23 protein-coding genes are annotated in these 23,730 nt (G+C 68.1%); 13 read left to right on the top strand and 10 right to left on the bottom strand.

The window, feature by feature from the left end:
- Positions 1 to 22: 22 nt before the first annotated feature.
- The 5 genes from HWX07_RS07175 to HWX07_RS07155 all read right to left on the bottom strand — a co-directional run bounded on the left by HWX07_RS07175 (position 23) and on the right by HWX07_RS07155 (position 2,913).
- Positions 23 to 262 carry a hypothetical protein gene (locus tag HWX07_RS07175; RefSeq protein WP_027809189.1) on the bottom strand — a complete coding sequence of 80 codons (240 nt, stop codon included), beginning with the start codon at positions 260 to 262 and terminating at the stop codon, positions 23 to 25.
- Positions 263 to 317: 55 nt separating this feature from the next.
- Positions 318 to 968, bottom strand: coding sequence for a BON domain-containing protein (locus tag HWX07_RS07170; protein WP_027809190.1), 651 nt, complete (start codon positions 966 to 968; stop codon positions 318 to 320).
- Between the two features lie 309 nt (positions 969 to 1,277).
- The gene (locus tag HWX07_RS07165) at positions 1,278 to 1,553 is read right to left on the bottom strand and encodes a DUF1488 domain-containing protein (RefSeq protein ID WP_175875755.1); all 276 of its coding nucleotides are present in this window, start codon (positions 1,551 to 1,553) and stop codon (positions 1,278 to 1,280) included.
- Between the two features lie 51 nt (positions 1,554 to 1,604).
- Entirely contained in the window at positions 1,605 to 2,078 is a 474-nt protein-coding gene (locus HWX07_RS07160) for a universal stress protein (RefSeq protein ID WP_077188982.1), read from the bottom strand.
- 181 nt (positions 2,079 to 2,259) lie between these two features.
- Positions 2,260 to 2,913 (bottom strand): hypothetical protein, encoded by a 654-nt coding sequence (locus HWX07_RS07155; protein WP_244129942.1) that lies wholly within the window; start codon positions 2,911 to 2,913, stop codon positions 2,260 to 2,262.
- 14 nt (positions 2,914 to 2,927) lie between these two features.
- Here HWX07_RS07155 and HWX07_RS07150 point away from each other — a divergent pair, with 14 nt between their 5' ends.
- The 6 genes from HWX07_RS07150 (at position 2,928) to HWX07_RS07125 (ending at position 8,477) form a co-directional block, all read left to right on the top strand.
- Positions 2,928 to 3,887 carry an AraC family transcriptional regulator gene (locus HWX07_RS07150; protein WP_175875754.1) on the top strand — a complete coding sequence of 320 codons (960 nt, stop codon included), beginning with the start codon at positions 2,928 to 2,930 and terminating at the stop codon, positions 3,885 to 3,887.
- Between the two features lie 122 nt (positions 3,888 to 4,009).
- On the top strand, positions 4,010 to 4,576 hold the full coding sequence (locus HWX07_RS07145; protein ID WP_175875753.1) for a carboxymuconolactone decarboxylase family protein: 567 nt from the start codon (positions 4,010 to 4,012) through the stop codon (positions 4,574 to 4,576).
- Positions 4,549 to 5,664 carry an acyl-CoA dehydrogenase family protein gene (locus HWX07_RS07140; protein ID WP_175875752.1) on the top strand — a complete coding sequence of 372 codons (1,116 nt, stop codon included), beginning with the start codon at positions 4,549 to 4,551 and terminating at the stop codon, positions 5,662 to 5,664. The genes HWX07_RS07145 and HWX07_RS07140 overlap by 28 nt, the downstream gene beginning before the upstream one ends.
- Positions 5,661 to 6,455: an ABC transporter ATP-binding protein gene (locus HWX07_RS07135; protein WP_175875751.1), complete on the top strand. Its 795-nt coding sequence runs from the start codon at positions 5,661 to 5,663 to the stop codon at positions 6,453 to 6,455. Before HWX07_RS07140 ends, HWX07_RS07135 begins: the two co-directional genes overlap by 4 nt.
- Before the next feature lie 11 nt (positions 6,456 to 6,466).
- Entirely contained in the window at positions 6,467 to 7,657 is a 1,191-nt protein-coding gene (locus HWX07_RS07130; protein WP_175875750.1) for an ABC transporter substrate-binding protein, read from the top strand.
- The gene (locus HWX07_RS07125) at positions 7,650 to 8,477 is read left to right on the top strand and encodes an ABC transporter permease (RefSeq protein WP_175875749.1); all 828 of its coding nucleotides are present in this window, start codon (positions 7,650 to 7,652) and stop codon (positions 8,475 to 8,477) included. Before HWX07_RS07130 ends, HWX07_RS07125 begins: the two co-directional genes overlap by 8 nt.
- A 51-nt stretch (positions 8,478 to 8,528) precedes the next feature.
- Here the strand turns inward: HWX07_RS07125 and HWX07_RS07120 are convergent, their stop codons facing one another.
- Positions 8,529 to 9,767 (bottom strand): SfnB family sulfur acquisition oxidoreductase, encoded by a 1,239-nt coding sequence (locus tag HWX07_RS07120; RefSeq protein WP_175875748.1) that lies wholly within the window; start codon positions 9,765 to 9,767, stop codon positions 8,529 to 8,531.
- 304 nt (positions 9,768 to 10,071) lie between these two features.
- Here HWX07_RS07120 and HWX07_RS07115 point away from each other — a divergent pair, with 304 nt between their 5' ends.
- Both HWX07_RS07115 and HWX07_RS07110 read left to right on the top strand, forming a co-directional pair.
- On the top strand, positions 10,072 to 11,343 hold the full coding sequence (locus HWX07_RS07115; protein WP_175875747.1) for an acyl-CoA dehydrogenase family protein: 1,272 nt from the start codon (positions 10,072 to 10,074) through the stop codon (positions 11,341 to 11,343).
- Positions 11,340 to 12,740 (top strand): LLM class flavin-dependent oxidoreductase, encoded by a 1,401-nt coding sequence (locus HWX07_RS07110; RefSeq protein ID WP_175875746.1) that lies wholly within the window; start codon positions 11,340 to 11,342, stop codon positions 12,738 to 12,740. Before HWX07_RS07115 ends, HWX07_RS07110 begins: the two co-directional genes overlap by 4 nt.
- A 126-nt stretch (positions 12,741 to 12,866) precedes the next feature.
- Here HWX07_RS07110 and HWX07_RS07105 read toward each other — a convergent pair whose 3' ends face one another.
- Positions 12,867 to 14,294 carry an MFS transporter gene (locus HWX07_RS07105; protein WP_175875745.1) on the bottom strand — a complete coding sequence of 476 codons (1,428 nt, stop codon included), beginning with the start codon at positions 14,292 to 14,294 and terminating at the stop codon, positions 12,867 to 12,869.
- Between the two features lie 334 nt (positions 14,295 to 14,628).
- On the opposite strand from HWX07_RS07105, the gene HWX07_RS07100 reads away from it, so the two are divergent.
- From HWX07_RS07100 to HWX07_RS07090, 3 genes are read left to right on the top strand one after another with little or no spacing between them, the layout of a single operon-like run.
- The gene (locus HWX07_RS07100) at positions 14,629 to 15,621 is read left to right on the top strand and encodes an aliphatic sulfonate ABC transporter substrate-binding protein (protein WP_175875744.1); all 993 of its coding nucleotides are present in this window, start codon (positions 14,629 to 14,631) and stop codon (positions 15,619 to 15,621) included.
- Positions 15,622 to 15,638: 17 nt separating this feature from the next.
- Positions 15,639 to 16,496, top strand: a complete 858-nt coding sequence (locus HWX07_RS07095) for an ABC transporter permease (protein ID WP_175875743.1) — start codon at positions 15,639 to 15,641, stop codon at positions 16,494 to 16,496.
- Positions 16,493 to 17,305 carry an ABC transporter ATP-binding protein gene (locus tag HWX07_RS07090; RefSeq protein WP_175875742.1) on the top strand — a complete coding sequence of 271 codons (813 nt, stop codon included), beginning with the start codon at positions 16,493 to 16,495 and terminating at the stop codon, positions 17,303 to 17,305. Before HWX07_RS07095 ends, HWX07_RS07090 begins: the two co-directional genes overlap by 4 nt.
- A gap of 10 nt (positions 17,306 to 17,315) precedes the next feature.
- Here HWX07_RS07090 and HWX07_RS07085 read toward each other — a convergent pair whose 3' ends face one another.
- A complete protein-coding gene (locus HWX07_RS07085; RefSeq protein WP_175875741.1) occupies positions 17,316 to 18,224 on the bottom strand; it encodes an alpha/beta hydrolase in 909 nt (302 codons plus the stop codon).
- 88 nt (positions 18,225 to 18,312) lie between these two features.
- On the opposite strand from HWX07_RS07085, the gene HWX07_RS07080 reads away from it, so the two are divergent.
- Positions 18,313 to 18,699 (top strand): MerR family transcriptional regulator, encoded by a 387-nt coding sequence (locus HWX07_RS07080; protein WP_011549915.1) that lies wholly within the window; start codon positions 18,313 to 18,315, stop codon positions 18,697 to 18,699.
- A gap of 88 nt (positions 18,700 to 18,787) precedes the next feature.
- Positions 18,788 to 19,327, top strand: a complete 540-nt coding sequence (locus tag HWX07_RS07075; RefSeq protein WP_175875740.1) for a toxin — start codon at positions 18,788 to 18,790, stop codon at positions 19,325 to 19,327.
- Between the two features lie 27 nt (positions 19,328 to 19,354).
- Here the strand turns inward: HWX07_RS07075 and HWX07_RS07070 are convergent, their stop codons facing one another.
- Both HWX07_RS07070 and HWX07_RS07065 read right to left on the bottom strand, forming a co-directional pair.
- Positions 19,355 to 19,762 carry a VOC family protein gene (locus HWX07_RS07070; RefSeq protein ID WP_175875739.1) on the bottom strand — a complete coding sequence of 136 codons (408 nt, stop codon included), beginning with the start codon at positions 19,760 to 19,762 and terminating at the stop codon, positions 19,355 to 19,357.
- A 349-nt stretch (positions 19,763 to 20,111) separates the two neighbouring features.
- Entirely contained in the window at positions 20,112 to 23,705 is a 3,594-nt protein-coding gene (locus tag HWX07_RS07065; protein ID WP_175875738.1) for a YadA-like family protein, read from the bottom strand.
- Between the last annotated feature and the right edge of the window lie 25 nt (positions 23,706 to 23,730).

Here is a 23,730-nt window from a genome sequence, read left to right as displayed (position 1 = left end):
TGCAATACGTGGCCGTCGTCGTTCAAACCGTAAAGGTGTTCGACTTCTTCATCTCGACCCAGGTCATCCCGACGCGCAACCCGTCGATCGCGGCTTCGCGCTCGGTGTCATGGAACCGGCTGTGAGCGAACACACGTTCGCACGCGCCGTCCGGCGACATGAGCATCACGTGGATCGTGCAACGATAGCCGCCCGTTTCGGCGGGGCTCGTCTCGATCGCCACCGACCAGTCGGCGTCGTGTACCTCGCCTGACAGTGTCATCTTGCTTCCCTCCCGCGTCCGGGCGGACGCCGCACCTAACTTCAGCCAGCCGGCCTTACTCGACGACCAGGTCGTCGACGACGGCGCGCACGCCGCGCGCGGACCACGCGGCGCCGCGCACGGCCTTGCGCTCGGAGAACGACCCGACCTTGCCGGACAACCGGACGGTGCCGTCGCGCACCTCGATCGCGATGTGTTTCGCCTCGCGCTCCGCGTGGCGCATGATCGCGCGCTTGATGTTGCCGCCGATGTCGGCCGAGCCGACCGCCCCCTGCACGACGATGTGGTCGGTCACGCCGGTCACGCTGCGCATCTGCGAGATCGCACGCACGGCCAGATGGCTTTGGTACGCCCATTCGACCCTGCCGGACAGCGTGATCCAGCCGTGCTCGACTTGCACCTTGACCGCATCGTCATGCAGCCCGACCGTCCAGTGCAGCACCGAGCGCACCGCATTCGCGATGTCCTCGTCGGTGCGAACGTCGTCGTTCGGCAGATGGACGGTCATGTCGACGACGAGCGCCTTGACGCCAGCCACGCGATTCGCCGCGCGCTCGATCGCGAGTTTCTCCGCGTAGCTCGGCGGGTGACCCGAAAGCGTCACGATCCGGTCGGACACCTCGACGCCGATCCGTGTCGCGTCGATCGCCGGGTCGGATTCCAGTTCGTCCTGAACGTCCTGCTTCAACTGCTTGTCGGTTTTCATCGTCTGCACTCCCGTGAGCCGCGGCGCGCTCGTCCGCCGTACACAGCCAGATTTGCACACGCGCGGCCGCGCGTTGCTGATGCAGGTCAACGGATATTCTGTGCCGCGCTTCGCGGCTCGTGCATGTGTCGCCTGGTTCGCATTCCCTTTGATCGTGGGCACGCGGTCGGCGCTTTCGTCTCGCCGGCGCAGCATCATGACGCGGACAGGACGGGGGGCGACATCGCATGCCGCGCGGCAGATCCCGCGGAGATCGGCGTATCGGCCCGTACGATCATGGATGCGATACGCGTCAATGACCCACGGCGATCACGTACAGAACCGGAAAAATCCGCTATGAAGCAGGATCGGCCTGCCGTCCATTTCCTCGAGCAGGCAGCGCGCCGCGCGTTCGATCGCGGGGCGATGGCGCGCGAATGCGTCGACGAGATCCTGCTCGCGCGGCGATGCCGCCCGGAAGTGATCTTCCAGCGCTTCCGCGGTGATCGCGCAGCGCACGCGGCGGCCTTCGACCACGGCCGGAAAGGCCAGCGCCGGAGCCACGCCGCAATACGTCGGCGGTTCGGAGGGAAAGGATATCTGCATGATGATCCCCTGGGCAGGTGGCGGGCCGTCCCGGTATCGGGTGCGGCGATTCTAGGCTGCCGCGACGGCGGCCGGCGCGGCATCGTCGCTGCGTACGAGCAGGACCGGGCAACTCGATCCGCGCAGGAACCGTTCGGCGACGCTGCCGAGGAACAAGCGACGGACGCCGCGCCGCCCGTGCGTACCGATCACGGCCAGATCGATCGAGCGTTCGACGACGTAGCGTTGCAGCCGCTCGGCGACATTCTGGCCAGGTTCGGTTTCGACGATTTCCGTCTCGCCGTTGACGGCCGCATGCGAGATCGCCCGTTCCGCGCTGTGCAGCACCGCCGCGCCGTCGCGCCGGACCTCGTCGAGCAGCGCATCCGGGTTCATTCGTCCGGCGTACGTGATCAGAAGCGATTGGTCGACGACAAAGACGGCGAACAGCCGCGCGCCGCAGGACCGGGCAACCTTCAAGCCCTCTTCGAGCGCCCGATTCGACGAAGGACTGCCGTCCACGGCGACCATGATGTTCGTGTACATACCCACCTCGCTGGATGACTCGACGCGCCGGTGGCGGTCGGCGTTGTCTCATCATCAGCGCTTGCCGGAAACCGGCGTTGACCGAGGTCAACGGTTTGAAGCAGCGTGAACCTGCGCGGGATGCGCCCGATGATCGAGGATCGACCGGCGGCGGCGTCGACGTGTCCGTCGCGCGCGATGGCTACTCGTACGCCCGGAAGCCCCGCTCGATTTCGAGGATCTTCGACGCGCATGCATCGTATTGCCAGCCGGGGCCGCCATCGGTGCCGTACATGCCCTTGCACATCGCCTTGAGCCGGATCACCGCGCCGCCGTCGCCCGATGCGGTGCGCGATGCCCACAGATAGACTTCTCCGGCGAAATGCGGCTGCGCGGTTTCGATCCGATCCGCACTGAATCGCGTGATACGCGTGGATGAATGCGCGTCGACATAGCGTCGTGCGAGCTGCCAGGCACGGTCGCATTCGGACGGCGTCGAACACGGCAGCGCCGCGGCCTCCCGTGCCGCCAGCAATTGCGTTTCGGTCGATCGGAACGCCGACCCCTGCCCCGTACCGGCGCAAGCGCCCAGCGCGAGCGCGGCGCCGATCGCCCACGTCAGATGTTTCATGGCCCGTGCCTCATCACGCGGCGGCTTGCGCGCGCCATCGGGCGCCGCATCGTGCGAGCACCGGAGTCCACTGTATTGCCGGCAGCGCGAAGGCGATTGACCTGCGTCAATCGCCGTCATGCGTCGCCGATCGCAGGCCTCGCTTCGTCGCCACGAGAAAATGCTTTCTACGATTCGTTGGTTTGAGCGGCGCGGCGCAGCCCGTAGCATGGGCGCGTCACCCATCCTCCAGCATCGGAATGTCCGCGCAAACAGACAAGGTCGTCCATTGGCTGCTGTCCAGCCTGGAGCCGAAAAGCCAGCTTTTTCACGTCGGCCAGTATTGCGGCGACTGGCAGGCGTCCACCGCCGGCCGGGCGAAGGCGAGCTTCCACGTCATCCTGCATGGGTCGGCGTGGCTTCATTTCGCGGACGGGCGCGACAGCATCCCGGTCGCCGAAGGTGAAGCCGTGTTTCTGCTGCGCGACGTGCCGCACGGGTTGTCGCCGAGCCCTGTCAACCCGCAGGCCTGCGCGGTCGCGGGCGGCCGCCCGATCGCGCGGCGCGGATCGATGCAGCCGCTCGATCCGTCGGTCGACGGCAGCGTCGGCCTTGCCTGCGGTTTCATCGAATTCCAGTCCACCGTGTCGCGCGCGATCGTGTCGCTCTTTCCCGAGTACCTGATCGTGCGGCACGGCGACGACGCCTATCGCGGCATCCATGGGCTGTTCGACCTGATTCGCGCCGAAGGCCGTCACGGCGTCGACGCGCCGTCCCCGCTGATCGACAAGCTGGTCGAACTGCTGCTGTTCTATGCGGTACGGGACGCGGCCGGGCACGATACCGTGGCCAGCGGGCTCGCATCGCTGATGCAGCGGACCGGCTTCGGCACGCTCGTTGCCGCGATCATCGACGCGCCCGCCGACGCATGGACCACGGAATCGATGGCCGCGTTCGCGAACATGTCGCGCACCGCGTTCTGCAAGCACTTCAGCGAAGCGTCCGGTCATCCGCCGATGCAGTTCGTCACGATGGTGCGGATGCGGCTCGCGGCGGACCTGCTGCAACAAGGCCTGCCGATTTCGCGGGCGGGCGAACGCGTCGGCTATCAGTCGGAATCGGCGTTTGCGCACGCGTTCAAGCGCACGATGGGCATGCAGCCCGGCGCATGGCGACGCGAGCGCGACAACGCGTCGCCATCGGCGGCGCGCCTGCACTAGCGGGCGTCGCGAGGCCGCGGCGCGCGGCGCGGGACGAACGCACAGGAATCGCGGATGTTCGCGCATTGTCCGGCGGCAGCAGCGCCTCGACAATGATCTCACTGCCCTTTTCGGAGAATCCTGTGAGCCGCCTGCCGTTGCCCACCATCGAGACCGCCCCCGCGGCCAGCCAGCCGTTCCTCGAAAAATCGCAGCGCGCGAACGGCTTCCTGCCGAACCTCGTCCGCTCGCTCGCGAATGCGCCGGTCGCGCTCGAAACCTATATGACCGTCGCGGAGATCAACAGCCGCGCGGGCCTCACGTTCGCCGAGCGCGAAGCCGTGCAGATCACCGCGGCGGCCGTCCACGGCTGTGCGTTCTGCGTGGCCGGACACACCGCCGCCGCACTGAAAAAAGCCCATGTCGATCGCGCCGACGTCGATGCGCTGCGCGACGGCGAGCCGGTCGCCGAGCCGCGGCTGGAAGCCGTCGCCGCCTTCACGCGCGCCGTGATCGCGACGCGCGGCGCCGTGACCGACGACGCGCTCGCCGCGTTCCTGGCCGCCGGCTTCACCGAAGCGAACGCACTCGAAGTGGTGCTGGGCGTGAGCCTCGCGACGCTGTGCAACTTCGCGAACAATCTGTCGCGCAACGAACTCAACACCGAACTGGCGGCATACCGATGGGAACCCCGGACACAGGCCGCCTGACGGCGCCCGCACTCGACGCGTCGCTCGCCGACTGGCTCGACGCGAACGCGACGCAACTCGATACGAGCGCCGCGCTGAACGCGCAGGTCGTACCGCGCCTCGCGGCCGCCGGACTGTTCCGGACCGGCGTGCCGGCGAGCCTCGGCGGCGCGGACGGCACCACCGCGGACGCCATTGCCGGCATCGCCGCGGTGGCCGAGCATTCGCTGACCGCGGCCTTCGTGCTGTGGGGCCAGCGCAGCTTCATCGAATATCTGCTGCAAAGCCCGAATACCGCGCTGCGCGAGCGCTGGCTGCCGGCGCTGCTCGACGGCCGTTGCGCCGGCGCAAGCGGCCTGTCGAACGCGATGAAGTATCTGTCCGGCATCGAGTCGCTTCAGATCGACGCGACGCCGCACGCGCAAAGCGCCGACGACTGGCGGATGACCGGCAAGATGGCGTGGGTGACGAACCTGCGTACCGAACGGTTCGTCGTGGCGGCTGCGGTCGCGTTCGACGATGGCCGCCCGTCCGCGATCGTCGCGATCCCCGATGACGCGCCCGGCCTGACGCGCAGCGCGGATCTCGACCTGATCGCGCTGCGCGGCAGCAACACCGCCGCGCTGCATCTCGACGACGTACCGGGCGACGCCGCGTGGCTGATCCATCCGGACGCACAAACGTTCCTGCCCGCGGTGCGGCCGGCGTTCCTCGGCTTGCAGTGCGGGTTGTCGATCGGGCTCGCGCGGCGGGCGCTGGCCGAAGCGCGGCGCGCGGCGGAAACGACGCGCGGCATTCTCGGCCCTGAAGTCGAATCCTGCGCGGCCGAGCTGGCCGCGGCCTGCGCGCAGTTATCGGCCGGCCTCGCCGACGGCAGCCTGCGCCTGCATCCGAACCGCCTGTTCGAGCTGCGCATCGCGCTCGCGACGCACGTGGCCACGGCCGTGAACCTCGAACTCGAGGCGAGCGGCGGCCGCGGCTATCTGCGCGACGCGGGGCTCGGCTTCGAGCGACGCTGGCGCGAAGCGGCGTTCATTCCGATCGTCACGCCAAGCGTCGTGCAGTTGAAGGCGCAACTCGCCGCACGGACGCGGAGCATCGCCGCATGACGCCCCCGCTGCTGGACGCCCGCCATCTGACGCTCGGCTACGACGGCGAGCGGCGCAATACCGTGCTCGCCGATGTCTCGCTGTCGGTCGATCGCGGCGAAATCGTCGCGTTGATCGGCCCGAGCGGGACCGGCAAGTCGAGCCTGCTGCGGGCACTGGCGGGCCTGGAACGGCCGCAATCCGGCACCGTGTCGATCGACGGTACGACGCTGCAGGGCCCGCACCCGAGGATCGCGATCGCGTTTCAGGACCCATGCCTGCTGCCGTGGCTGTCGACCGAACGGAACGTCGCGTTCGGTCTCGCCTTCGAACATCAGGAGCGCCTCACGCGCGAACAGCAATGCGAACGCGTCCGCTCGGCGCTGCATGCGGTCGGGCTCGAAGCCGCCGCGTCGCTGCGCCCGGCCCAGCTTTCCGGCGGCATGGCACAGCGCGCGGCGCTTGCCCGCGCGCTGGCGCGTCAACCGCACGCGCTGCTGCTCGACGAGCCCTTTTCGGCGCTCGACGAAGTCACGCGCGCCGCGATGCAGCAGTTGCTGGTGAACATCGTCGCGACGACGCGCTGCGCGACGGTGCTCGTGACCCACGATATCGACGAGGCGCTGCTGCTGGCCGATCGCATCGTGCTGCTCGGCATGCAGGGCCGCTTCATCGACGCGTGGCACGTCGATTACCCGCATCCGCGCGACGCGTTCGTCAGCGAACTCGGCAGGATGCGCATCGACATCCTGAAGGCGTTGCGGGCCGGCATGAAGCGCCCGCACGCGTCCGACCTCCATCCCCTGAACTGACCTCCCTATCCATGTGCCAGATTCCGATGTCGCGCCGCGAATGGCTGAAGCTCGCGGCCCTGTTCACCGCGACGGGCGCCGCCCCGTTGCTCTCGATGGCGAACGCGCACGCCGCGGCCGAACCGGATGCGCCGGTTCGCATCGGCTACCTGCCGATCACCGACGCGGCCCCGCTGCTGGTCGCGCACAACAACGGCTATTTCGCGTCCGAAGGGCTGACGGTCGAGCAACCGAAGCTGCTGCGCAGCTGGGCGCAGCTCGTCGAAGCGTTCCTGTCCGGGCAGGTCAACGTCGTGCACCTGCTGTCGCCGATGACGCTGTGGGCACGCTACGGCAGCCGTGCGCCGGCGAAGGTGGTCGCGTGGAACCACGTGAACGGCTCAGGGCTGACGGTCGCGCCCGACATCGATTCGCTGCGCGATCTCGGCGGCAAGACCGTCGCGATTCCATTCTGGTACTCGATTCACAACGTCGTGTTGCAGGACCTGCTGCGCCAGCAGGGGCTCGTGCCCGTGCTCAAGCGGCGCGGCACGCCCGCGGCGAACGAGGTCAACCTCGTCGTGATGGCGCCGTCGGACATGCTGCCCGCGCTCGCCGCGCGCCAGATCGCCGGGTACATCGTCGCGGAGCCGTTCAACGCGACCGCGGAATTGATGAAGATCGGCAAGATCCTGCGCTTCACCGGCGACGTCTGGAAGAACCATGCGTGCTGCGTGGTGTTCATGCACGAGAACGATCTGACGCAGCGCCCCGGGTGGTCGCAAAAGGTCGTCAACGCGATCGTGAAGGCGCAGCTGTGGGCGCGCGCGCATCCGCAGGAAACCGCGCAACTGCTGTCGAAGGACGGCACGCACCGCTATTCGCCGCATACGCTCGCGTCGCTCGACCGCGTGCTGGTGCCATCGGCGTCGCTGGCCGACACCTATCGGGCGAGCGGCGCGATCCGTCATGCCGACTGGCACGCGAAGCGAATCGACTTCCAGCCGTATCCGTTCCCGAGCTATACCGAGGCGCTGGTTCAGCGGCTGAAACGGACGGTGGTCGACGGCGACAGCACCTTCCTCGCATCGCTCGACCCGGCGTTCGCGGCCCGCGATCTCGTCGACGACCGGTTCGTGCGCAAGAGCATCGACGCGGTCGGCGGCCTGACCGCGTTCGGCCAATCGGGCGCGTTCCAGCGCGAGGAGATCATCGTTGTCTGACGCGCTCGCCACCCGCCGCTCGTCCGCCCCCGACACGCGCCGGGGCGGCGGCGCCCGCTTCCCGGCGCGCTCGGCCGCGGGCTGGCTCGGCGTGGCCGGGCTCGTGGCGACGGTCGCCGTCTGGTGGGCCGCGATCCACCTGTTGACCGAGCCCGCCTCGCTCGGCCGGCAGTTCGCGCCGGACAGCGCGTTCGCCAGCCTGCGCGCGCTGTGTGCGGACGATCAGTTGCTCGAACACACGCTCGTCAGCCTGCGACGCATCGGCGTCGGGCTCGGTGCGGCGCTGCTGGCCGGCGTCCCGCTCGGTTTGTTGCTCGGCCGAGTTCAGTGGATCGAGCGGATGCTGTCGCCGACGTTCCAGTTCCTGCGCATGGTGTCGCCGTTATCGTGGATGCCGCTCGCGGTCATGTCGTTCGGCATCGGCGATCGCGCGATCTACTTTCTGCTCGGGTTCGCCGCGTTGTGGCCCGTGCTGATGAGCACGGCCGCCGGCGTCACGCAGATCGACCGGCGCTGGCTGCAGCTCGGCGCAAGCCTCGCGGCCACCCGCCGCGAGCTGCTCGTGCATATCGTGCTGCCCGCCATCGCGGGGCCGCTGCTCAACGGCATCCGGCTCGCGATCGGCATCCTGTGGATCGTGCTGGTGCCGGCCGAGATGCTCGGCGTCAACGCGGGCCTCGGCTACCTGATCCTCGATACGCGCGACCGGCTCGCGTATTCCGAACTGACGGCGGTGATCGTCATCATCGGCGCGCTGGGTTTCACGCTCGATGGGATCGCGCGGTTGTTGACTCGTGCGCTGCTGGCGTCCGACCGCTAGCGCCGCTAAGGAGATAGGCAGCGATCGGACGAACCGTTTGCCGCCGACGGCTCAATTCCACGCATGGCGCGCCGGGCGTGCGCCGTTCAGGTAGTAGTTGCCGACCAGGTGATATTTCCAGCGCACCGGATCGTGCAGCGTATGCGTGCGCGCATTGCGCCAATGCCGGTCGAGGTTGTGCTCGGCGAGCGTCGATTGCGTGCCGGCCAGTTCGAACAGCTTCTCGCCCGCGAGCAGCGCAACCTCGGTCGTCAACACCTTCGCTTCGCCGACCGCGACGGACGCCCGCGCGACGTCGTCCTCGGTCACGTCGCCCTTGGCCGCGATCTCGTCGAGCGTGCGCGCCGCGCGTTCGAGCAACGCGTCGGCCGCATGCAGCTGGATGTGCAGGCGGCCGATTTCGCGAATCGTCAGCGGATCGTCCACCGCCCGCTCAACGCCGCTGTCGACCCACGGCCGCGCGCGGGTCCGCACGAACGCGAGCGTATCGTCGATGGCCGCCTTCGCGATGCCCGCGTCGATCGCCGCCTGGATGATCTGCGACAGCGGCCCGTTGAGCGTCGGCACGTCCGACACGCGCTGCGCGGGCAGCACGTGCGACGCCGGGATGCGCACCGCGTCGAGCACGACCGTGCCGCTCGCGGTCGTGCGCTGCCCGAATCCCGACCAGTCGTCGATCACGGTCAGCCCGGGCGTCGGTTGCGGTATGTATGCGAGCCAGGCCTGCCGCGCGTCGTCGAGCCCGAGCACCGGCACGTAATGCGCGAACAGCGCGCCGGTCGAATAGAACTTCGTGCCGTCGACCACATAGTCGTCGCCATCGCGGCGCACGCGCGTCTTCAGGTCGAGCACGTGCTTCGTGCCCTTCTCCGAGAATCCGTTGCCGAACCGCTTGCCGCTCAGCACTTCGGCGAAGAAATGACGCTTCTGCGCATCGGTGCCGACGAGCGTGATCACGTCGATCAGCCCGAAATGATTCTGCGGGAGCTGCCCGAGCGACGCATCGGCCGCGGCGATGATCTTGATCACCTCGGTGAGCGTCACGTGTGAGACACCTGCGCCGCCGTATGCCTTCGGCACCGTGATCGCCCACAGCCCCGACTGCGAAAACCATTCGATTTCCTCGCGTGGCAGGCGGCGTTCGCGATCGCGCTCCGCGGCCCCTTGCGCGAGGCGTTCCGCCAGCGCATGCGCGACCGCGAGCGCTTCCGCATCGTCCGCAATCACGCGGGCCACCTGCGGTCGTGCGTCGGCCGGCCGCTCCTGAATCGTCGCGCTAGTGTCTGACATCGGGCTCTCCTGTCGATTGGCGAAAGCGTTCAATCTAGCAGCGCCGCACGAGCCGGAAAACCGAGCGATTCTCGGAACGATATTCCTTGGGAGAACAAACGAGGTCGCACCTGACGCACGTGAATCGGTGTTTTGACGTCGCAACGGACGCGAGAGCGTCGATGCGTCCCCGCGCGGCTGCGGTCACATTTGCGGTAATACGCAGCGACGATAACGATCCGAGAATCCGTTATTGGAACGCTCACGCCGCGCTTCCTATACTGGGCTCCCGGCGCAAACGGCCACGCCCTTCGAGGAAATCCGCATGACTTCGTCGCACGCAGCTTCCGACCTTTCCACCGGTACCGATTACGACGCGCTCGCGCGCCGGTTCCGGCCGATCTTCGAGCGTATCGCCGCCGGCACCGCCGAGCGCGAACGCAACCGCGAACTGCCGCACGAGGCGATCGGCTGGCTGAAGTCGGCCGGCTTCGGCGCGATCCGGCTGCCGGCGAGCGCCGGCGGCACAGGCGCATCGCTGCCGCAGTTGTTCCGGCTGCTGACCGAACTGGCCGCCGCCGATTCCAATTTGCCGCAAGCGTTGCGCGGGCATTTCGCGTTCGTCGAGGATTGGCTCAATGCACCCGAAGGGCCGCAGCGCACGACCTGGTTCGACCGCTTCGCGAGCGGCCAGCTCGTCGGCAATGCGTGGTCGGAGGCCGGCGACGTGCCGCTCGGCCAGACCATCACGAAGGTATCGGAGCAGAACGGGCGGCTCGTGCTGAACGGCCGCAAGTTCTACAGCACCGGCAGCCTGTTCGCCGACTGGATCGACGTGTTCGCGCAGCGCGCGCACGACGGCAGCGACGTGATCGTCGCCGTCGCGACCGCGCAGCCGGGCGTGATCCGCGAGGACGACTGGGACGGCTTCGGCCAGACCACCACCGGCAGCGGCACGACGCGCTTCGAGAATGCGGCGGTCGACGCGGACAACGTGATCGATTTCGCGCGCCGCTTCAAGTACCAGACCGCGTTCTACCAGCTGTTCCACGTCGCGACGCTCGCCGGCATCGGCCATGCGATCGTGCGCGACGCAGGCGAGCTCGTGCGCAACCGCACGCGCGTGTACAGCCACGGCAATGCGCAGCGTGCCGGCGACGATGCGCAGTTGCAGCAGGTGATCGGCGAGATCGCGTCATGGGCATACGCGGCCGACGCACTCGCGTTGCGCGCCGCGCAACCGCTTCAGCACGCGTACGAAGCGCGCTTCGGCGGCGACGAAGCGGCCGAGCAGGCCGCGAACGTCGCGGCCGAAATCGAATCCGCGCAGAGCCAGCTCGTCGTGTCCGAACTCGTGCTGCGCGCGGCAACGCGCCTGTTCGACGCGCTCGGCGCATCCGCCACGCGCAGCACGACCGCGCTCGATCGCCACTGGCGCAACGCGCGCACGGTGTCGTCGCACAATCCGCTCGTGTACAAGGCGCGCATCGTCGGCGACTGGATCATCAACGGCCGCACGCCACCGTTCGTCTGGCGCGTGGGCAACGGCGCGAACGCCAACGCGGGCGCCGGTGCGGAAACGGGGGCCGCGCAATGAGCAAGACCATCCGCTTCAACGCGTTCGAGATGAACTGCGTGGGCCACCAGTCGCCCGGCTTGTGGGCGCATCCGCGCGACCGCTCGTGGCAGTACAAGGATCTCGACTACTGGACCGATCTCGCGCGCGTGCTCGAACGCGGGATCTTCGACGCGATCTTCATCGCGGACGTGATCGGCTACTACGACGTGTACAAGGGCAGCAACTATCACGCGCTGCACCAGGCCGCGCAGATCCCGGTCAACGATCCGCTGCAGCTGGCCGCGCCGATCGCGATGGCGACCGAGCATCTCGGCATCGGCATCACCGCGTCGACGACGTTCGAGCACCCGTACACGTTCGCGCGCCGGCTGTCGACCGCCGACCATCACACGAAGGGCCGGCTCGCATGGAACATCGTCACGTCGTATCTGGAAAGCGGTGCGAAGAACGTCGGCGATCACGGGCTGCGCACGCACGACGACCGCTATGCGGTCGCGGCCGAGTACGTCGAGGTGCTGTACAAGCTGCTCGAGGGTAGCTGGGAAGACGGCGCGGTGGTGCGCGATCGCGATGGCCGCGTGTTCACGCATCCGGAGAAAGTGCACGAGATCGGCCACAAGGGCCGCTTCTTCGACGTGCCCGGCTATCACCTGTGCGAGCCGTCGCCGCAGCGCACGCCGGTGCTGTTCCAGGCCGGCGCGTCGGGCCCGGGCAAGGCATTCGCCGCGCAGCACGCCGAATGCGTGTTCGTCGCCGCGCCGACCCGCGACCAGCTCGCGCGCTACGTGGCCGACGTGCGTGCGCAGGCCGCGGCCGCCGGGCGCGACCCGGCGAAAGTGCTGATCTACAACCTCGTCACGGTGATCGTCGACGAGACCGATGAAAAGGCGCAGGCCAAATTCGACGAGTATCGGCGCTACGTGTCGTACGACGGCTCGCTGGTGTTCATGTCGGGCTGGACCGGCATCGACTTCGGCCAGTACGCGCCGACCGACCCGGTCAGGCGCGTCGAAACGAACGCGATCGTGTCGGCGGTCGAGCACCTGTCGGGCGGCGACACCGCGTGGACGATCGAGGCGCTGGCCGCCTGGGGCGGCATCGGCGGAATGGGCCCGGTGTTCGTCGGGTCGGCGGCGACCGTCGCGGACATCCTGCAGGAATGGGTGGCCGCGACCGACGTGGACGGCTTCAATCTCGCGTATGCGCTCGCGCATGAAACCTTCGAGGACGTCGTGCGTTATCTCGTGCCGGAGTTGCAGCGCCGTGGCGTGTATCCGACCGCGTATGCGCCGGGCACGCTGCGCGAAAAACTCTTCGGCGGCTCGGCGCGGCTGCCGGACGAACATCCGGCCGCGCAGTTTCGCGATATCGAACAGGTCAAGCGCGCGGCCGAGCGGGAAGCGGTCAGCGCGTAGCGTCGGGCAACATCGAAGCCGGCCAGTCTGCGTACGCGGCCAACCGGCTTCAGTACAAACGGCTTCGTGCAGTCTGACGAAGCCGCTTCTATTTGCCGGGGGACAACGAGCGCCCCCGGTCAGCGCTTACGCCACGCTTTCGTCGTCGACGTCGTTCGCCGTCGGCTCATACCGAATGATCAGCAAAAACACGATCGGCGTGACCGCACTGATCGCGACGACCCAGAACATGTCGGTGCCGAGGCGGGCTTGCAGGATCGGCAGCACGAACAGCGCCAGCGCCTGGCCGATGCCGCACAGCGACCGCCCGAAGCCGACGCCGGTGCCGCGGATCGCGGCCGGATACGACAGCGTCGGATAGATCATCATCTGCGCGCCGGGCCCGAAGCCTTCGGCGAACAGCCAGGTGCCGAGCATCAACAGCACGACGCCGACGGCCAATGCGCCGTGAGGATGCCCTGCCAGCGCCAGCGCGACGAGCGCGACCGTTTGCAACGCAAACCCCGCGATCGCGACATGACGTGACGGATAGCGATACGCGAGGCGCATGCCCAGCAAGCCGCCGGTGAACGCGAACAGCACGTTCAATGCGAGCGACGCCGCAATCGTCTCGAACACGCCCGCGCCGAGAAATTGCGACAGGATCGACGGCAGGAAGAACGCGATCGCCGTGTATTCGAACGGAATGCACAGGTTCATCACGCTGGCGACGATCGTGCGCCCCAGATACGGACGCTGGAACAGCACGCGAATCCGCACCGGCGGCGGGCTCGGCTCGCGTCGCGCATCGTCCGCTTCGTGCGCGTGAATGCCGTACGACTCGCGCAGGATGCGCGCGGCGTTGGCCAGGTCGCCCTGATTCGCGGCCCACAGCGGCGATTCGTTCATGAAGCGGTTGCGGAACAGGATGATGACGAGCGCCGGCACCGCGCCGAAGATCAGCGATGCGCGCCACAGCCAGCCCGCATGCTCGGCCGGCAGCAGGAAATACAGCCCGAAGATCAGCAGGAAGCACACCGACGACGCGACGTACCACATCGGGCACCACGCGGCGAGCCGCGACGCCTTGTTGCCGCGGCCGTTGAACTTCGAGAATTCCGCGAGAAACGCCATCGCAACAGGCAGGTCGATGCCGACGCCGAGCCCCATCACGAAGCGGGCGGCGATCAGTACCCACACGTTCGGCGCGAGCCCGGCCGCGATCGCCGCGACCACGAAGAACAGCATGTCCGCCATGAACACCTGGTAGCGGCCGATCCGGTCGGTCAACCAGCCGCCGATCAGGCTGCCGAAGATCGTGCCGATCATGATCGCCGACCCGACGAGCCCGGTCAGCGCGGGCGTCAGCCCGAATTCGCGCGCGACGTCGTCGATGCCGTAGGACAGCGTCGTCAGGTCGTACGCATCGAGAAACACGCCGCCGAGCGCCAGCAGCACGATCATCCGTGCATGGCTGACCGAACTGTCCACCGTATTGATCAGGCGCGCGACGTCGCTCGCCGAGCGGATAGGGGAAGAAACCGGCGTGATTGAGCCAAGATCGATCGAACTCATCGGATTCCTTAGTTTGATGCCGAATGCACGGCAAGGTGGTCGTGAAGCCGGGAAAGCGGGCAGGCGCCTTCGCGACCCTCGCGGCGGCAAGCGCATGCGGCCCCGCTGCGGCCGGGTTCCGGCAGCGGAAATTCTGTTCCCTCGATCCGGCAATCCCAAGCGATATAAACCGATAAATTAATCGGCGTGCGTCATAAAGTTGCACGGCGCGCGCTTAGCAGCAGCACGTATGTTCAAACGTGGATTTCTTCGTTAACGGATCGCCCGAGCTTCGTTACATTAGCCGGTCACCTGCCTGTTCGCGGCGCGTTGCCGCTCTTCCGGAGAATCCCCGATGAAGCCGTTCTGGTCCCGCGCGTGGCAATCCGCGGCCCTCGTCGTTGCCGTGCTTGCCGGCCTCACGTCCATGCAAGCGCAGGCGGCGACGCCCGCGGAAATCCGCGTCGACTATGCGTACTACTCGCCCGAGAGTCTCGTTATCCGCCACTTCGGCTGGCTCGACGACGCGTTCAAGACCGACGGCACGGCGATTCGCTGGGTGCTGAGCCTCGGCAGCAATCGCGCGCTCGAATACCTGAACAGCGGCGCGGTCGATTTCGGCTCGGCCGCGGGGCTCGCATCGGTGCTCGCGCGCGCGAACGGCAACCCGATCCACACCGTCTACGTGTTCTCGCGCCCCGAATGGACCGCGCTCGTGGTACGCAAGGATTCGCCGATCCGTTCGCTCGCCGACCTGAAGGGCAAGAAGATCGCCGCGACGCGCGGCACCGATCCGTTCCTGTTCACGCTGCGCGCGCTGCACACGGTCGGCCTGACGCGCGACGACGTCGAGATCGTCAACCTGCAGCATCCGGACGGCCGCACCGCCCTCGCGAACGGTCAGGTCGATGCGTGGGCCGGGCTCGATCCGCACATGGCCGCCGCGCAGCTCGACGACGGCGCGCGCCTGCTGTACCGCAACGTCGCGTTCAATACGTACGGGTTCCTGAATGTTCGCGACGCGTTCGCCAGCCAGTATCCGCAGGCGGTCGAGCGCGTACTGAAAGTCTATGACCGTGCGCGGCAATGGATCGTCGCGCATCCGGCCGAAACCGCGCAGATCATTGCCGACGAATCGAAGGTGTCGCTGCCGGTCGCGAAGCTGCAGCTCCAGCGCAACGACTTCAGCGATCCGGTGCCGGGCGACACGCAGCGCGCGGCGCTGAAGGCCGCGGCGCCGGTACTGACGGCCGAGCAACTGACCAAGCCGGGCGTCGATCCCGCGAAGATCGTCGATACGCTGATCGATCCGTCGTTCGCGCGCCCGATCGTCGCCGCGTCGCACTGAGACCGAGCGTGCCGCCGATGACGGACACCACCGCGCGCGGCGAAGCGCTCGCGTCGCACCCACCCGCATCGCCGCCTCCCGCGGCCCGGCGAGACCCGCTGCGCGCCTGGCGCATCGCGGGCCTCGCGCTGCCGTTCGCCGCGCTCGTGCTGCTGGAGATCGTGGTGCGGCGCGGCTGGCTGCCCGATCATCTCGTGCCGGCGCCGAGCGAGATTCTCGATACGCTCGCGCGGATGGGCGTCACGCGGGTCGCACGTCACGTCGGCGCGAGCACGCTGCGGGTCGCGGCCGGGTTTGCGGCCGGCGCCGGGCTCGCGCTCGTCGTCGGCGCGGCGATGGGCCTGAGCCGCCGGATCGACGCGCTGTTCGAACCGACGTTCCAGGCGCTGCGCGCGATTCCGTCGCTCGCATGGGTGCCGGTGCTGCTGCTGTGGCTCGGTATCGACGAAGCGCCGAAAATCACGCTGATCGCGATCGGCGCGTTCTTTCCGGTTCACCTCGCGGTGGTCGCCGGCATTCGCGACGTCGACCGCAAGCTCGTCGAGCTCGGCGCGGTGTACCGGCTCGGCCCGCTCGCGCTGTTCCGCCGCATCCTGCTGCCGGCCGCGCTGCCGCAGATCGTCACCGGCCTGCGCACCGGCCTCAGTCTCGCGTGGATGTTCATGGTCGCCGCGGAGCTGATCGCGGCCACGCGCGGCCTCGGCTTCCTGCTGAGCGACGGTCGCGAAACCGGGCGGCCCGATCTCGTATTCGGCGCGATCCTGCTGCTCGCGTTGCTCGGCAAGCTGACCGACGGCGCGATGCGCCGCATCGAGTCGCGCTGGCTCGGCTGGCGCGACGTGTTCGACGGCGCATCGCGCGAGGGCGGCAAATGAGCGCCTCCCCTTCCGTCCACCCGGCCGCCGGCATCGCGACGCCGCTGCTCGACCTGCGGATCGCCCGCAAGCTGTATGGCGAGCGCACGATCCTGGCCGACATCGCGTTGCAGGTCGCGCGCGGCGAAATCGTCTGCGTGGTCGGCCCGAGCGGCTGCGGCAAGAGCACGCTGCTGCGGATCGTCGCCGGCCTCGACGCGGACTTTCGCGGCAGCGTGACGCTCGACGGCAGCGCGCTGGCCGGCCCGTCCGCGCGCGTCGGCGTGATCTTTCAGGAGCCGCGGCTGCTGCCGTGGCTGTCGATCGCGGACAACGTCGGCTTCGCGTCCGGTGCGCGGGGCGGCCGCGACCCGAGCGTCGCGCGGTTGCTCGACGAGGTTGGGCTGGCCGGCGTCGCGCGGCAACTGCCGGCCACATTGTCCGGCGGGATGGCGCAGCGCGCCGCGATCGCACGCGGGCTGTTCGGCGAGCCGGATCTGCTGCTGCTCGACGAGCCGTTCAGCGCGATCGACGCGATCACGAGGATGCGCTTGCAGACGCTGCTGCTCGACGTCGTCCACCGGCACCGGATGGCCGCGATCGTCGTCACGCACGATCTCGACGAGGCGCTGTATCTCGGCGATCGCGTGCTGATGCTCGCGCCGAACCCGGGCCGCGTCGACGACGAAATCCAGGTCGACGTCCCACGGCCGCGCGACCGGCGCGATCCGGCGCTGGCCGCGCAGCGCGCACGGCTCATCGATGCGTTCCAGCGCTTTCACGATCGCGCGGCGGGCGACCCGGCAGGCATCCCCGTCACGCCGGCCTGACCTCGCCACTTCACTGAGCAGCCGCCGACCGCACGAACGCGGCCAGATCGCGATTGAACCGCTCGGCTTCCTCGATGAACGGTGCGTGCCCGGACTCCGCGTACACCTTGCTGGCAATGCGCGGATTCAGCTCGGCCGCGCGAGCCAGCGTCGCGTGCGTATCGACCAGCGCATCGCGACCGCCGTAGATGAAGAGCAACGGCACGCGCGCGTGGCCGAGTCCCGCGGCGGCGAACACCGACATCGTCGGGATGGCCTTTTGCATGTCCCACGACGCCATCGCGGCGTTGGCGAGCAAGCGCTCGAACGTGGCGGCGTCCGGCCGCCGGTGGAAGCACAGGCCGACGAACGTGCGCTCGCCGTCGAGATGGGTTTTCAGATCCGGCGCGTTCATGTCCCGATACACGTCCGGATGATCGACGATCTGGCCCGGCGCAAGCTCGACCACGCCGTCGACATACACGGCGCCCGCGATCGCGCGATCGCCGTACCTGGCGAGGTAGTTCGAGATCACCACGCCGCCGAGCGACCAGCCGACCACGACGGGTTTGCGCGCATGCGCGCCGTCGATGACCGCGGCGAGATCGTCGCCCCAGCGGGTTCCGTCGCGATACGGCTGCGCGCCGGACGGCTTGTCCGACAGCCCGTGGCCGCGCAGGTCGTACGTGATGATCCGGAAGCCGCGCAGTTCGGGGCTCCGGACTTGCGCGTCCCAGTTCAGGCGGCTGCCGAGCAGGCCGTGGATCAGGATGACGGGCGCGCCGTCCGGGTCGCCGCTTTCCTGAACGGCCAGCTTCACGCCGTCCGGCGACGTCACGGTATAGGTCAGCGGCGCGGCGGCCGCGTCGTACGCCAACGCGAACGGCGTCGCCCACCAGATCACGGCAATCAGCCAGCGGATCAGCACTCGGGTAGTCATGGGTTCTTTCCTCCAGGCATGAACGGACGCTCAGTCTCAACCCTCACACTGATGTGAGAGTCAAGCGAATCGTGCTAACCTGCCCTTCATGAAAAATCCGCCTACCCAGCCGCTGCTGACCATCGGCAAGCTCGCGCAGCTCACCGGCGCGAGCGTGCGCTCGATCCGGCATTACGACGAGCACGGCCTGCTCGCGTCGGTGCGCGCGGACAACGGCTATCGCCTGTTTCCCGACAAGGCTGTGACGCAGGTCAAGCAGATTCAGCGCATGATCGCGACCGGTTTCACCCTCGACGACATTCGCGGTTTTCCGGACTGCATGCTGCTGATCGAAGGTGCGCGTTCGTGCGATCAGATCACCGACGTCCAGCGCGAACGCCTCGAAGCGATCGACCGTCAGATCGCCGATCTCGAGAAGCGGCGCGCGCGGCTCGTCAAGATGCTGCGGGATGGTGCGGTGCCGCCGCTCGATTGATCGGTGCGCCTTTCCCGCTACGGATACGAGCCCACCCACGCGCATCGGGCACAATACGCACCCTCACCCTTTTTGCCCCTGGCCACACATGCGCGTCATCGTCGTCGGAACGAGCGGATCGGGAAAATCCACCTTCGCCCGTGCGCTGGCAACCGCCGCAGCGTGCCGATACGTCGAACTCGATCGGCTCCACTGGGGCCCAGGCTGGACCGCCGTGCCGCCCGCGCAGTTCGAACACGCGGTGCTGGCGGCGACGACCGGCGACCACTGGGTCGCCGACGGAAACTACAGCGCGGTGCGCGACGTGCTGTGGTCGAGGGCCACGCACGTCGTGTGGCTCAACTTCGGCCGATGGACGGTGTTTTCCCGTGTGCTGCGGCGCACGATCGGCCGCGGGCTGATGCGCACCCGGCTCTCTCACGGCAACCGGGAATCGCTGCGGATGGCGTTCTGCTCGCGCGACTCGGTGCTGCTGTGGTCGTACACGACGTTCACGAAAAACCGCGTCAAGTTCGCCGGCTTGCGCGACGACCCGAAATACGCGCATCTGAAATGGGTGGAAATCACCAAGCCATCGCGTACCCGCGCCGTCATCGAGACCCTCGCCCGCACCGGCCGTTGCGACTGAGCGCGGCACGACAACGGCTACCTCGCGTCACTCGTCGAAAGTGCCTTGATATTCCGGCGCGGCATCCGCGCGCGTATTCAGTTCGAACATCACGCCGCCCGGCGCGCGGCAAAAGAAGCGCGAGCCGCGCCCGTTGTTGAACACGTCCGTCTCCATCGCGACGCCCTCTTTCTTGAAGCGCGCGAACAGCGCGTGCACGGCATCGAGGCTCGGCAGTTCGAAGCCGACGTGGAAATTGGTCGGCCATGCGGGCACGCCGTCGCCGACGTGATCGATCACGACGTCGAAGCCCGGACGCTTGAGAATCCAGGATTTGTCCCAGCTTCCCGCGATCGTGAAGCCGAGGTATCGCTCGAAGAATCGGGCGGTTGCCAGCGTGTCGGCAGAGGGGAAGCTCAGGTGGTTGAGCTTCATCGTGGGTGTCGTTTCGGTCATGGTCGCGTTCTCTGATGCGATGGTGGGCGGAGGCCCCATGCCATGCCGCCCGAGGACTTCAGAATACGAGTGGGGGCTCGCATTCCACAATTCGCATTGGACGCACTGGCCGACGACTCGCCACACCCGCGCGAGGCGGTCGTTCGAGCGACGCACGACGATCGTCGCAGATCGCACTGTTCGCATTTGGAGCCGCGCGACCGAAGCGGCGAACCGATCCGATCGGCGTGCGTCCAACGACGCCGGCCTGGATTCGCAAACGAACCCCGGGGCGCCGGTCGACCGCGGATGCCGGGCATGACATGCGTTGCCCGGCACCCGCGCATCGCTCAACGCTACGCGAGCTGCATCAGAACTGATAACCCGCGCCGACCACCGCGCCGAAGTCCGAGCGCGTGTTGCCCGTCACCGATGCCTTGACGACCCAGCGGTTGCTCTCCGTCACGTACGAGTAGCCGGCTGCGAAGCCCTGCTGGCCGTGATAGTTCGACGTCGCCGCCGACACCATCGAGCGCCCCGCGCCGGTCGGCTGCGGCAAGCCGGCCACCGCCATCGCCGACGCGACACCGCCGTACATGTCCTTCTTCAGGTCATTGAACGAGTTGTACACCTGCCCGATGCGCTGGTCGGTATACCCCTTCGCCTGCGTCGACGCCGTCGCGAGGTTGTCGTTCAGCTGCTGCACGTTCACCGCGTCGGTCGGCGCCGTGCCGGCCGCGACGTTCGTGATCTGGCGCTCGCTGCCCTTCGCGCCCACCGAGAACGAGTTGTCGCGATCGGCGACGGAGCCCTGACCCACGGCCACCGCGTTCTTGCCCGTCGCGGTCGCAGTCGAGCCGATCGCACCCGCATCGGCACGCGCGATCCACGTGGTGTTCGCATCGGTCGCGGCCGCACGGATCTTGTCGTTGGCCGCGACGTTCTGCAGCGCGGCGTTGAACTGGCCCACGTTGACCGCGTCGTTCGCATTCACGCCCGCCGCGACGCCGGTCAGCACGCGGTCTCCCGCCGTGCCGGAGAAGTTCACGCTGGTGCCGCCCGAATCCTTGCCGACCGTGATCGCGCCGTTCGGGTCCTGCTGCTGCACGAGGCCGGCCTTGCCGTTCGCGATGTTGGTCACGCTGCCTTGCAGGTTGGAAATGTCGGTCGTGTTCTTCGACACCTGCTGGTTGGTCGCGTAGAGCTGCGAGCCGTTCACCGCGTCGGTGCTGGTGGCGTCGAGCGTGCCGGCCTGGACGTTGGTGATGCGCGTGCCGCCCGCGCCGCCGAGCGTGATCGTGCTCTTCGAGCTGTCGTCGTACTGCACCGCGAGCGCGCCGAGCTGGTTCAGGTTCGACTGCACGTCCTTCAACTGCTTCACGTTCACCGCGTCGGTATCGCTGGTGCCCGCCGCGACGTTCTTCAGCACGACCGCCGAGGTGGCGTCGCCGCCGACGAGCGACACCGAATTCAGCCGGTTGCCGCTCGCGTCGACGTCGTACTTGACGACGTTCTTCACCGCTTCGCCGGCCTGGTTCGACACGTTGGTGATCTGCTGTTCGAGCGCGGTCTTCACGCCGGACAACTGGCCGCCGTTGACCGCATCCGTGCTGCCCGCGGCGACGTTGCCGTCGGCCACGTTGGTCAGCTTCGTCGGCGCACCGCCGCGTGCGGCGTTGAACGCGCCGAGCGTCGGGTCGAATTGCAGCGCATCCTGTTGCAGCCCGGCGATCGCCGCCGTGTTGTTCGCGATGTTCGTTTCGGCATTGCCAATGCGCGTTTCGTGATTCGCGAGTGTCGTCGTGTTGCTGCCGACCCGGCCGTCGAGGTTCGTCAGCGCGTCGCCGACGTTGTTGAATGCGCTGCCGCCGATCTTGTAGTTCGGTGCGCCGATCGAGCCGTCCGGGTTCGCCGTCGCGCCGCCGCCGAGCGCGGCCGCGGTGCCGTCGGTCGCGCGCCGCAGTTGCGCGCCGTTCACCGCGTCGGTACTGCCAGCCGCCACGTTGCCTGCCGCGACGTTGGTCAAGCGCACCGGATTGCCGCCGTTACCCGCGCCGAGCGACACCTGCTGCTTGCTCGCATCGTCATATTTCACGGCGAGCGCGTCGAGCTGGCTCGTGCCGTCGTGAATCGCCGCGTTCAGTTGATCGACGTTGACCGCGTCGGTGCCGCTCTTGCCGGCCGCGACGTTGCTGATCAGCTGAGGGCCGTGGCCGCCGTGGCTCGCATCGTACGCGCCGAGGCCCGGGTTCCATTGCAGCGCATCCTGCTGGAGCGCCGCAATGTTGCCGGTATTGGTCGTCACCTGGTTGCCGACAGCCGTGATCGACTGGTTGAGCGTGTCGGTCGCCTTGCCGAGCTGGCCGACGTTCACGGCATCGCCCGCCGCCACGCCGTCCGCGACGTTGTGCAGGCCGACCGGCGCCGTCGCCCCCTTTCCGCCGAGCGTGACGCCGCCATGCGCATCGTCGTCGTACTGCACCGCGTTCTTCGTCGCGTCGCCGATCTGGCTCGTGATCGACGTGCTCAGGTTGCCGAGCGTCGTGCTGAGGTTGTTCGTCACGCTCGTGCTGAGCGATGCAAGGCCGCCGTTCAACTGGCCGACGTTGACGGCGTCGTGCGCGTCCTTGCCGTCCGCGACGTTGTGCAGCGTCGTGCCGTTGGGGCCGCCGAACGTCACCGAGTCGAAGCCGCTCGCGCCGTCGTACTTGACGTTGCGCGTATCGGCCGCCTGCAGGTTCGTGATATTCGATGCCGCCGTGCTCAGCGAGCCGTTGAGGCCAGTCACGCTGTTCTGCAGGTTCGTGATGTTCGACGAAGCCGTCGAGATGGACGTTTGCAGCGGCGTGAGGCTGCCCTTCAACTGACCGACGTTGACCGCATCGGTATCGGCCACGCCGGCTGCCACGCCGCCGATCGTCGTGCCGCCGGCGCCGTCAAGCGCGATCGCAGCATGCGAGTCGTCGGTGTATTTGACGACGTTCTGGGTGGCCGTGACGATGCTGGTGCTGAGGCTGTTGCCGACGCTGGTCACGCGCTGGTCGACGTTCGAGATCGTGGTCGACAGCGAATTGCCGACCGACGTCACGCGTGCGTCGACATTGCCGATGCCCGTGCTCAGCGCACTGTTCACGTTCTTCAGCTGCTGGACGTTGACGGCGTCCGTATCGGCCGCGCCCGCCGCGACGTTCTTGAGCTGGCGTTCGCTGCCGAGCGCGCCGAACGATACCGCGCCGCCGACCGGGGCGGCCGTGCCGCCGAACACCGGCGTGCCGCCGTTGTTCGCGCCGACGCTGCCCGAGCCGATCGCCACCTGGTTGTTGTCGTTCGTCTGCGCGCCTGCGCCGATCGCCACCGACTGCGTGCCGCCGGCACGCGTTTGCGTGGCCGCGTCGTACGATGCGCCGGCCGATACGCCGTCGCTCGAGGTCGGGTTCGCGCCGCCGATCGCGACCGAGCGGTCGCCGCTGGCGAGCGCCGAGTGGCCGAGCGCGATCGAGCTCGTGCCGTGCGCATCCGCGACGTTGCCGAGCGCCATCGAGAAATCGCCGACCGCCGCCGACTGACGGCCGATCGCCAGCGCCGTATTGCCCTGCGCGACCGCCACCGTGCCGATCGCGGTGGCCGAGTTCGCCAGCGCCTGCGAGCCGACGCCGATCGCAATCGCGCCGCCGCTGCTGGTGCCGCCCTTGCTGCTCGCATTCGACTGGTCGCCGATCGCGATGCCGCTGGTGCCGGCCTTCGCATTGGTGCCTTGCGTCACGTTCGCGGTGCTGACTGCGACGTAGCTGCCGTTCTTCGTTGCCACGCATAGCGGGTTGGTGCCGTCGATACACTGGCCGTTCAGCGCGTTGTCGGGGTTGCCGCGGTCGACGAAATTGTCCGCGTGGGCGGCGCCGGCGATCAGCACACCCGCGCCGGTGAACATCGCGGCGGCGAGCGCCGAAATATGCTTCCTCTTCATGGTCTTCTGCTCCGTTGTGTAGCGT

Origin of the sequence: Burkholderia sp. BCC0097 (assembly GCF_902832985.1) — a bacterium.
Classification (GTDB): Bacteria; Pseudomonadota; Gammaproteobacteria; order Burkholderiales; family Burkholderiaceae; genus Burkholderia; species Burkholderia orbicola.
Note: the sequence above shows the minus strand (reverse complement) of the source record. Positions and strands in the feature narration are given on the sequence as shown.